Source organism: Pandoraea sp. E26, assembly GCF_000681415.1.
Classification (GTDB): Bacteria; Pseudomonadota; Gammaproteobacteria; order Burkholderiales; family Burkholderiaceae; genus Pandoraea; species Pandoraea pnomenusa.
The window spans coordinates 22,965-33,187 of sequence record NZ_AYXJ01000021.1 but is presented as its reverse complement, the minus strand read 5'-3'; the positions used below and the strand labels follow the sequence as shown (position 1 = coordinate 33,187).

General features: G+C 65.2%; 5 protein-coding genes and 1 pseudogene. 3 read left to right on the top strand and 3 right to left on the bottom strand.

Going from position 1 to position 10,223, the window contains the following annotated elements; genetic code table 11:
* A pseudogene (locus W930_RS0114950) lies at window positions 1-507 on the top strand (transcriptional regulator); the annotation flags it as partial.
* A gap of 18 nt (window positions 508-525) precedes the next feature.
* On the opposite strand, the gene crcB reads toward W930_RS0114950, so the two are convergent.
* Both crcB and W930_RS0114940 read right to left on the bottom strand, forming a co-directional pair.
* Window positions 526-924: a fluoride efflux transporter CrcB gene (crcB, locus tag W930_RS0114945; protein ID WP_023872531.1), complete on the bottom strand. Its 399-nt coding sequence runs from the start codon at window positions 922-924 to the stop codon at window positions 526-528.
* Between the two features lie 146 nt (window positions 925-1,070).
* Window positions 1,071-1,760 (bottom strand): orotate phosphoribosyltransferase, encoded by a 690-nt coding sequence (locus tag W930_RS0114940; protein WP_023598498.1) that lies wholly within the window; start codon window positions 1,758-1,760, stop codon window positions 1,071-1,073.
* Between the two features lie 353 nt (window positions 1,761-2,113).
* On the opposite strand from W930_RS0114940, the gene W930_RS0114935 reads away from it, so the two are divergent.
* Both W930_RS0114935 and W930_RS0114930 read left to right on the top strand, forming a co-directional pair.
* Entirely contained in the window at window positions 2,114-3,352 is a 1,239-nt protein-coding gene (locus W930_RS0114935; RefSeq protein WP_051610645.1) for an MFS transporter, read from the top strand.
* Window positions 3,353-3,676: 324 nt separating this feature from the next.
* Window positions 3,677-5,956, top strand: a complete 2,280-nt coding sequence (locus W930_RS0114930) for an NADP-dependent malic enzyme (protein WP_023598500.1) — start codon at window positions 3,677-3,679, stop codon at window positions 5,954-5,956.
* 165 nt (window positions 5,957-6,121) lie between these two features.
* Here the strand turns inward: W930_RS0114930 and W930_RS0114925 are convergent, their stop codons facing one another.
* Window positions 6,122-9,688, bottom strand: a complete 3,567-nt coding sequence (locus W930_RS0114925; RefSeq protein WP_023872529.1) for an indolepyruvate ferredoxin oxidoreductase family protein — start codon at window positions 9,686-9,688, stop codon at window positions 6,122-6,124.
* Window positions 9,689-10,223 lie beyond the last annotated feature (535 nt).

Below are 10,223 nucleotides of genomic sequence, written 5' to 3'. Positions count from 1 at the left end.
CGCGATCCGGAGCGCGGCGCCGAGCCATTGCCGCATCATGCTACGGCGCAGGTACAGGCCGCCGTGGGCGCGGTGGCAGCTCCCGCCTACGCGCTTGACCGGTGTTGGGACGTGCTCGCGTGGAACGATGCAGCCGCCGATATCTTTCGCGGATGGCTCGATGCGAACGGGGCACCGGGCACGAAGAACCTGCTGCGCTACATCTTTCTCGACGAAGCGGCGCCCACGCTGATTCAGGACTGGGAGCGACGCGCGCGCCGTGTGGTGGCGGAGTTTCGCGCCGAATGCAGCGCCTATCTCGACGATCCCCCCGTGCGCGCGCTCACCGATGCCCTGCAGCGAGAGAGCCCGCGATTCGCCGCGCTCTGGTCGCAGCAGGACGTCGTCGAGCGCGAGGGCGGCCGGCGCGGTTTCCGTCACCCGGTGCGAGGCGACATCGATTTCGCGCAGGTGACGTTCCGGCTGTCGGGGCATGACGACGTCAAGCTGGTGATGCTGCTGCCCTGAGTGCCGCACCGCACCGGCTTACATGCCCGGGCGGAACCACTGCACGAGCAGGGTGGCGGTGGCCATGCCGAACAGCGTCATGACGAGCGAGCCGCCCACGTGGACGAGCACGATCATCGATGCCCAGCCCACCTGGCCTTCGCGCAATAGCGTGGTGACTTCGGCGGAAAAGGTGGAGAAGGTGGTCAGGCCGCCGAGAAACCCCGTCACGACGAACAGGCGCCATTCGACCGGTATCGATGGAACGTGGCTGAAGAAGGCGACCGCCACGCCGATGAGATAGCCGCCGCCCAGGTTGGCCGTGAGGGTGCCCAGGGGCAGGGTGGGCAGGAGGTAGTTCAGATGTGCGCTCAGCGTCCAGCGCAGCAGTGCGCCGAGGGCTGCGCCGACACTCACGGCGACGACCGAAGCAAACATGGGTGACTCCCCGTGCAGAATTCACGCGGATGGATCGCGCGGATAACCGTAGATGTCCGCGGATAACAAAACGGCCGGCCTTTTCAGGCCGGCCGCTCTCGCCTCTCAAGCGAATACTACACGTACCGAACGACTTCGCGAACGACTCAGTCCTTCGGGAACGCCGTGGCGCCACCGTGCGCGCCCGACCACTCGGCCGGCGCGTGCAGGAATTTCTCGACTTCGTCGAGCGTCTTCGTGTCGAAGTGGTTGTGTTGCTTGGCCACGCGCAGCACGTCCCACCACGTGGCGAGCGAGTGCAGCTGGACATCGATGTCCTTGAGCACCTGACGGCTCTCCGGGAAGATGTCGTAGTGGAAGATCACGAACACGTGATTGACCTTCGCACCGGCTTCGCGCAGCGCCTTGCAGAAGTTGATCTTGCTGCGGCCGTCGGTCGTGAGGTCTTCCACGAGCAGCACGCGCGAACCTTCCGGCAGGTCGCCTTCGATCTGCGCGTTGCGGCCGAAACCCTTCGGCTTCTTGCGCACGTACTGCATCGGCAGCATCAGCTTGTCGGCGATCCAGGCGGCAAATGGAATGCCCGCGGTTTCGCCACCGGCGACCGTGTCGAACTGCTCGCAGCCCACGTCCTGAATGATCACGGCCTCGGCGAAGTCCATCAGCGTACGGCGCACGCGCGGGTACGAGATCAGCTTGCGGCAGTCGGTGTAGACCGGGCTGGCCCAGCCCGAGGTGAAGATATACGGCTTCTCGGCGTTGAAATGCACCGCGCCCACTTCGAGCAGGATCTTGGCGGTGATGTCGGAAATCGCCTGGCGGTCGATGCCAATCATGATGCGGTTCCTTAGCGTGGCTGCCCGCCGTGTGGCGTGCGGCCAGGAGTCGTGGAGGAGTCAGCGGGGTGACGCGGCGCGCGGGCGCTGCGGCAGGACGCCGTCTGAGGCGGCGGGTCGTCGGGCCTTGCGGCGAACGACCGGCGCTTAAACGCGAATTATGCCACAAGTTTCAGCAAATGCATGGGCAATTATGCACTGAGCGTATATTTTCGATAGGCGATCTACGCACAGTATTCCCGCACGGCGCATATGAAAATGGGCGTCCGACAGATGTGTCCAAAAAAAGAGACAGTTGCCGAGCCTTTATGACAGGCATACACTCACGCCGAAAATTCAGACCGGACGTGACCATGCCCAACGATTCCTCGCCCTCGCTTGCCGTGCCCGCCGCGCCGCAAGACGCCTCTTACGCCAACCGCGCCCTCTGGGCCTCCGCCATCGGCTACGCCATGGACGGTTTCGACCTGCTGATCCTCGGCTTCATCCTGCCGGCGATTGCCGCCGATCTGGCACTTTCCACGGCGCAGTCGGGCTCGCTCGTCACGTGGACGCTGGTTGGTGCGGTCTTCGGGGGTATCGCCTTCGGCATGCTCTCCGATCGCTACGGCCGCGTGCGCGTGCTGTCGTGGACGATTCTGCTCTTCGCGGTGTTCACCGGCCTGTGCTCGCTCGCGCAGGGCTACTGGGATCTGCTCGCTTACCGCACGATTGCCGGCAGCGGCCTGGGCGGGGAGTTCGGCATCGGCATGGCGCTCGCGGCGGAAGCCTGCCCGCCGGCGCGGCGCGCCAGGGCGTCGTCGTTCGTGGGGCTGGGCTGGCAGGCGGGCGTGCTCGCGGCCGCGCTGCTCACGCCGGTGTTGCTGCCGGTCATCGGGTGGCGTGGCATGTTCGCCGTCGGCCTGCTGCCGGCGGTCGTGTCGTTCATCATGCGCCGCACGCTCGGTGAGCCGGAGATGTTCCTCGCGCAGCAGCAAAAGCCGCGCGAGCACGCACCGCTCAAGCTGCTGGTCAAGGACGGTGCCACGACCCGCGCCAGCTTCGGCGTGGCGATCCTGTGCTCGGTGCAGAACTTCGGCTACTACGGCCTGATGATCTGGATGCCGTCGTACCTGTCGAAGACCTTCGGCTATTCGCTGACCAAGTCGGCCATGTGGACCGCCGTGACGGTGCTCGGCATGGCGTTCGGCATCTGGTTGTTCGGCCGCCTGGCCGATCGCGTGGGGCGCCGTCCGACGTTCATTGGCTACCAGATCGGCGCCGTGGTGATGGTATTCGTCTACGCGCAGTTGCAGTCTCAGTTCGCACTGCTGATCGGTGGCGCGGTGATGGGCCTGTTCGTGAATGGCATGATCGGCGGCTACGGTGCGCTGATCTCGGAGCTGTATCCGACGGCCGCGCGCGCCACCGCGCAAAACGTGCTGTTCAACATCGGCCGCGCGGTCGGCGGGTTCGGCCCGCTCACCGTGGGCGCCCTGGCGGCGGCCTATTCGTTCAAGATCGCGCTCGTGTTCCTGGCCGCCATCTACGTTCTCGACATCTTCGCCACGCTGTTCCTGATTCCGGAACGTCGCGGCGAAGCCCTGCAGTAAGCCCGCGGCGGCGGTCATGCCGCACGCGCGCCATGCTGCGCGTGCAGCATCGGGCTTCAGGCGCAAGGTGTACACTTTGCGTCCTGCGATGCGTCCGGCGCATCGCAAGTCCCACGGTCCGACGTGCGCGCGAGCGCGTCGCCTCGGATCGGGGAAGTGGTGGTCATCACGCCACCGCGCCGTGAAGAACCCCGTCGACGACACAATCGCCGAATCCCTCCGGTTGGCTCTTCCCCCGCCGTGATCCGTCAAAAGACGGCCGCGCCCGCACGCAGCCCATGCGCGGCGCAGGCCCGGCCGTCGTAAGTCCTTAGGTATCGAGATATGGATGAACAACTGAAACAAAGCGCCCTGGCGTACCACGAGAATCCGCGTCCGGGCAAGATCTCGGTGACGCCGACCAAGCCCCTGTCGAACCAGATCGATCTGTCGCTGGCCTATTCTCCGGGTGTGGCCTATGCGTGCGAAGCGATTGCGGAAGACCCCCTGGCCGCTAACCGCTACACCTCGCGCAGCAACCTCGTGGGCGTGATCACCAACGGTACGGCCGTGCTCGGTCTGGGCAACATCGGCCCGCTCGCCGCCAAGCCGGTGATGGAAGGCAAGGGCTGCCTGTTCAAGAAGTTCGCCGGCATCGATGTGTTCGACATCGAACTCGCGGAGCACGATCCGGACAAGCTGGTCGAGGCCATCGCCATGCTCGAGCCCACGCTCGGCGGGATCAACCTCGAAGACATCAAGGCGCCCGAGTGCTTCTACATCGAGAAGAAGCTGCGCGAGCGCATGAAGATCCCCGTCTTCCACGACGACCAGCACGGCACCGCCATCATCGCCTCGGCCGCCATTCTCAACGGCCTGAAGGTCGTGGGCAAGGACATCGGCAAGGTGAAGCTGGTCTGCTCGGGCGCCGGCGCTGCCGCCATCGCCTGTCTGGACCTGCTCGTGAACCTCGGTCTGAAGAAAGAGAACATCCTGGTTCTCGACTCCAAGGGCGTGATTCACACTGGCCGCGACAAGCTCGACGAGAGCAAGGCGCGCTACGCGGTGGCGACCGACGCCCGCACGCTCGCCGACGCCAGCAATGGCGCCGACGTCTTCCTCGGTTGCTCGACGGCCGGCGTGCTCACCGCCGACATGGTCAAGACCATGGGCACGAAGCCGCTGATTCTCGCGCTCGCCAACCCCGAGCCGGAAATCCGCCCGGAAATCGCCAAGGCCGCGCGTCCGGACTGCATCGTGGCGACCGGCCGTTCGGACTACCCGAACCAGGTCAACAACGTACTGTGCTTCCCGTTCATCTTCCGCGGCGCGCTCGACGTTGGCGCGACCACCATCACGGAGGAGATGAAGCTCGCCACGGTGCGGGCCATCGCCGAGCTGGCGCAGGAAGAAGAACAGAGCGAAGAAGTGGCGCGCGCCTATGAAGGCCAGTCCCTCGAGTTCGGCCCGGACTACATCATTCCGAAGCCGTTCGATCCGCGCCTGATCATGAAGATCGCGCCGGCCGTCGCGCAAGCCGCCATGGACTCGGGCGTGGCCACGCGTCCGATCGAGGACATGGACGCCTATCGCGAGCAACTCGGCACCACCGTGTACCGCACCGGCTTCATCATGCGTCCGGTGTTCGCCGCCGCGCGCGCGCGTTTCGGCAGCGACGCCGCACGCATCGTGTTCGCCGAGGGCGAAGATGAGCGCGTGCTGCGTGCCGCCCAGTTCGTGCTGACCGAGCGCATCGCCCGGCCGATCATCATCGGTCGTCCGGCCGTGGTCGAAATGCGTCTGCAGAAGATCGGCTCGAAGCTCAAGCCGGGCGTCGACTTCGAGATCGTGAATCCGGAAGACGATGCGCGCTATCAGCGTTGCTGGCAGGAGTATCACAACCTTGGCGCGCGTCACGGCGTGACGCCAGAGGTCGCCAAGGCCGCCATGCGCAAGGACAACACGCTCATCGGTGCGATCCTCGTGCGTCTGGGCGAAGCCGACGGCATGATCTGCGGCATGATCGATACGTATCACCGTCATCTCGACGTCGTCGATCAGGTGCTCGGCCGCGCGGCCGGCGTGGAGAACTACGCCGCCATGAACCTGTTGATGCTCGAGAAGCGCAACCTGTTCATCAGCGATACGTACGTGAACGAAGTGCCGACCTCGGAACAGCTTGCCGAGATGACCGTGCTCGCGGCCAAGGAAATCGAGCGCTTCGGCATCGCGCCGAAGGTGGCGCTGCTCTCGAACTCGAACTTCGGCAGTGTGAAGTCGGCGTCGGCACAGCGCATGGCGCGCGCCTGCGAGCTGCTCGCCGAGCGCGCCCCGCAACTGGAAGTGGATGGCGAAATGCACGGCGACGCCGCGCTGTCGGAAACGGTGCGTCGCGCCGCCTACCCGGCGTCGCGCCTGGCCGGCGAGGCGAACCTGCTCGTCATGCCGAACGTGGAAGCGGCGAACATCACGTACAACCTGCTCAAGATGACGGGCGGCGAAGGCGTGACGGTCGGCCCGTTCCTGCTCGGCTGTGCCAAGCCGGTTCACATCCTGACGCCGGCCGCCACGGTGCGTCGCATCATCAACATGACGGCCGTGGCCGCGGCGAACGTCACGCGCTGAGTGCGTTGCGCCGGGGGACGGACGGCGTGCCGGTGTCAGTGCCGGCGCCCCGTCCGGTCGCCAGAAAAAAATCCCGCCGAACGCTCGCGCGCCGGCGGGATTTTCATTGGACTGCCGGATTCGCGTCCGGCGCCCCTCAGGACATCACGTCGCGCAATCTGGTCATCACGCGGCCACGCGATGCGCGTCGCCATCGCGGAACTGCGCGAGCAACTTCGTCCACTTGATGCGCGTGGCGGCAAGGTTTTGCGCCTTGACGTGCCCATACCCGCGAATCTCCTGCGGCAACTCGGCGAGCTGAACGGCCAGCGTCAGGTTCTGCTCGTTCAGTCGCGACACCAGTTCGTTGACCAGCGTCTCGTACTCGCCGATCAATGCACGCTCCATGCGACGTTCCTCGGTGCGGCCGAAGATGTCGAATGCGCCGCCACGCAGCCCCTTGAACTTCGCGAGCACGCCGAACGCCTTCATCATCCAGGCGCCATACGTCTGCTTGATGAGATGCCCCTTGTCGTCGTGCTTCGCGAGCGACGGCGGCGCGAGATGGAAGCGCAACGTGAAGTCGCCTTCGAACTGCTCGTTGATCTTCTTCATGAACGCCGGATCGGTGTACAGGCGCGCGACTTCGTACTCGTCCTTGTACGCCATGAGCTTGTACAGCGCGCGGGCCACCGCTTCGGTCAGCGGCATCTGCGCGCCTTCCTGCGTGAGCGGTGTCTCCGCCGCGCGGACACGGTCCACCGTCTGCTTGAAACGCTCGGCGTAGGCGCGATCCTGATACGACACGAGCTGGTCGTAGCGGCGCTGGATCAGCATGTCCAGTGCGCGCGGCGTGTGCAGCGTGATCAGCTTGCCGCCGGCTGCCGACGATTCCGGCGTTTCGCCTTGCTGCGCGAGCTTGCGCACCGCGGCGAGATCGTGCGCGGCGCGACGACCCCACTCGAACGCCTGCTTGTTCTTCTCGATGGCCACGCCGTTCAGTTCGATGGCGCGCGTGAGGGCCGCGTAGGAGAGCGGTACCCATCCCTTTTGCCATGCGTACCCGAGCACGAACGGGTTCGTGTAGATGGTGTCGCCGAGCAGTCGCAATGCGAGGTGGTTGGCGTCGACAAAGTCCACGCCGTCGCCGGCCGCGGCCCGAATGTCGTGTTCGGTGCTCGAGCCGGGGAAGCGCCAGTTGGGATTGCGGATGAACTCGGCGGTCGGGGTGTGCGCGCTGTTCACGACGACGTTCGTCACGCCGTACTGCACGCGCGAGAGCGTGTCGTCGCTGGCCGTGGTGATGGCGTCGCACCCGATCACCACGCGTGCGTCGCCCATGGCGATGCGCGTCGCGTGGATGTCCTCCGGTTGCAGCGCGATCTGCACGTGGCTCGTCACGGCACCGCCCTTTTGCGCGAGACCGGTCACATCGAGCGTGGTGACGCCCTTGTTCTCCAGATGCGCGGCCATGCCGAGCAGCCCGCCGATCGTGACCACGCCCGTGCCGCCCACGCCCGTGACGAGCATGCCGTACGGACGCGAAATGTTCGGCAGCACCGGTTCCGGCAACGGCGGCAGGCCGCTGCTGTCGACCTGCGCGGTCCTGGGCTTGCGCAACTGACCGCCTTCGACCGTCACGAAGCTCGGGCAGAAGCCGTTCACGCACGAGTAGTCCTTGTTGCACGTCGACTGGTTGATCTGGCGTTTCGTGCCGAACTCGGTCTCGAGCGGTTCGACCGACAGGCAGTTCGACTTCACCGAGCAGTCGCCGCAACCTTCGCAGACCGCTTCGTTGATGACCACGCGCTTGGCCGGATCGGGGTACGTGCCGCGCTTGCGACGGCGGCGCTTCTCGGTGGCGCACGTCTGGTCGTAGATCAGGATGGACGTGCCCTTGACCAGACGCAGCTCGCGCTGCACGCGGTCGAGTTCGCTGCGGTGATGGACCGGCACGTCACCCACGAGCTTCACGCCCTCGTATTTCTCGGGCTCGTCGGTGACGATCACGATCTTCGCGGCGCCTTCGGCATCGACCTGTGCCACGATCTGCGGCACGGAGAGCGTGCCGTCGACCGGCTGCCCGCCGGTCATCGCGACGGCGTCGTTGTACAGGATCTTGTAGGTGATGTTGACCTTCGACGAGATCGCCGCGCGTATCGCCAGCAGGCCGGAGTGGAAGTACGTACCGTCGCCCAGGTTCGCGAAGATGTGCTCGTCGCAGGAGAATGGCGCCTGGCCGATCCAGGGCACCCCCTCGCCGCCCATCTGCGAGAAGGTGTCGGTCTTGCGGTCCATCCACACCGTCATGTAGTGACAACCGATGCCGGCGATCGCACGCGAACCCTCGGGCACGTTGGTCGACGTGTTGTGCGGGCACCCCGAGCAGAACCACGGCTTGCGCTCGACGGCCACGCGCGGCTTGGCCAGCGCCTGCTCCTTGGCTTCGATCACGCGCAGGCGCGTGGCGATGCGCTCGCGCACGTCGCTCGGCAGCTCGAACTTCTCCAGACGCGTGGCAATGGCCTTGGCGATCAGCGCGGGCGAGAGTTCGTAGTGCGCGGGCAGCAACCAGTTGGCCATCGGCACCGACCATTCGCCGCCGGCGCCGTCCTTCTCGTCGAACTTGCCGTATACGCGCGGACGCACGTCGTCGCGCCAGTTGTACAGCTCTTCCTTGATCTGGTATTCGAGGATCTGGCGCTTCTCCTCGACCACCAGGATTTCCTGCAGCCCCTGCGCGAATGCGCGCGCACCCTGCGCTTCGAGCGGCCACACGCAGCCCACCTTGTAAAGACGAATGCCGATGCGTTGACACGTGGCTTCGTCGAGCCCGAGGTCGGCAAGCGCCTGACACACGTCGAGGTACGCCTTGCCCCCGGTCATGATGCCGAAGCGCGCATTGGGCGAGTCGATCATCACGCGGTCGAGCTTGTTGGCGCGCACATAGGCCAGGCCGGCGTACCACTTATAGTCGATCATGCGCGCTTCCTGCACCAGCGGCGGATCGGGCCAGCGGATGTTCAGCCCGTCGGGCGGCATGATGAAATCGTCGGGCAGTCGCACGTCGACGTTGTGCGGATCGATCATCACCGACGCCGACGATTCGACGACGTCCGTCACGCACTTCATGGCAACCCACAGGCCGGAGTAACGGCTCATCGCCCAGCCGTGCAGGCCGTAGTCGAGATACTCCTGCACGTTCGACGGATACAGCACGGGGATGCCGGCGGCCTTGAAAACGTGCTCCGACTGGTGGGCGAGGGTGGAGGATTTGGCGGCGTGGTCGTCGCCAGCGAGTACCAGCACACCGCCGTGCTTCGACGAGCCGGCCGAGTTGCCGTGCTTGAACACGTCCATCGAGCGGTCGACGCCGGGGCCCTTGCCGTACCACATGGAGAACACGCCATCGAACTTGGCGGGGTACAGATTGACCTGCTGCGAGCCCCAGACCGACGTGGCGGCGAGATCTTCGTTCAGGCCGGGCTGGAAGACGATGTTATGCCCGGCGAGATGCTGCTTCGCCTTCCACAGCGACAGGTCCAGACCGCCCAGCGGCGAGCCGCGATAGCCCGAGATGAAACCTGCGGTATTGAGCCCGGCGGCGGCGTCGCGCGCTTGCTGCAACATCGGTAGTCGAACCAGGGCCTGAATGCCGCTCATGTAAGCGCGACCGCGCTCGAGCGTGTACTTGTCGTCGAGCGTGACCGATTCCAGCGCGGCCAGCAAACTCGGGTTGACGGGGGCGTTCATGGGGTGTGCTCCTCACTCTCACTGATTTTGGGATCGCCAAAACTTCTTTGCCCCCCCGCTCTCGTGAAGCAGGACGGCAGCGGTGATTGCCGGCCTCTGTATTTTTGCTTTCCCGAGTGCTCACCTCTGTGATGCCACCCGGTGGGCGGGGCCTTTTTCGTGATGCTGATGCCAGTCGGACTTATGGTAGCACCGGCGTCATGGCATTGCCTGACGGTGAAGGTGACGTCGCATAGGTTGCCGCTTGGGGCAGTACCACGCGCATTATGACGTTTACGTAAACGTAAAACGGTTGGCGTAAACCCTCGTCGGTCGACAGCGTCGCCACGCCCTCCCGGAACCGACAGGTGCGGCATTGCGTCTCTCCGCGATTTTGGGAATTTCACTCAAAATGATGCCAATGTGTCGCGAATGTGTCGGCTACCGTGCGTTTGTCAGCGACTTCCGACACATGGGTAACAACGTGTAACGGTTCGGGGCGAAGGGGAACGGCGCAGGCAGAATGCCACCTAATGCCTTACCTGACGCGCTGTCG

Coding starts and splice junctions, on each gene's coding strand:
- W930_RS0114935 (WP_051610645.1), top strand. CDS start 2,114: ATGCCCAACGATTCCTCGCCCTCGCTTGCCGTGCCCGCCGCGCCGCAA.
- W930_RS0114925 (WP_023872529.1), bottom strand. CDS start 9,688: ATGAACGCCCCCGTCAACCCGAGTTTGCTGGCCGCGCTGGAATCGGTC.
- W930_RS0114930 (WP_023598500.1), top strand. CDS start 3,677: ATGGATGAACAACTGAAACAAAGCGCCCTGGCGTACCACGAGAATCCG.
- W930_RS0114940 (WP_023598498.1), bottom strand. CDS start 1,760: ATGATTGGCATCGACCGCCAGGCGATTTCCGACATCACCGCCAAGATC.
- crcB (WP_023872531.1), bottom strand. CDS start 924: ATGTTTGCTTCGGTCGTCGCCGTGAGTGTCGGCGCAGCCCTCGGCGCA.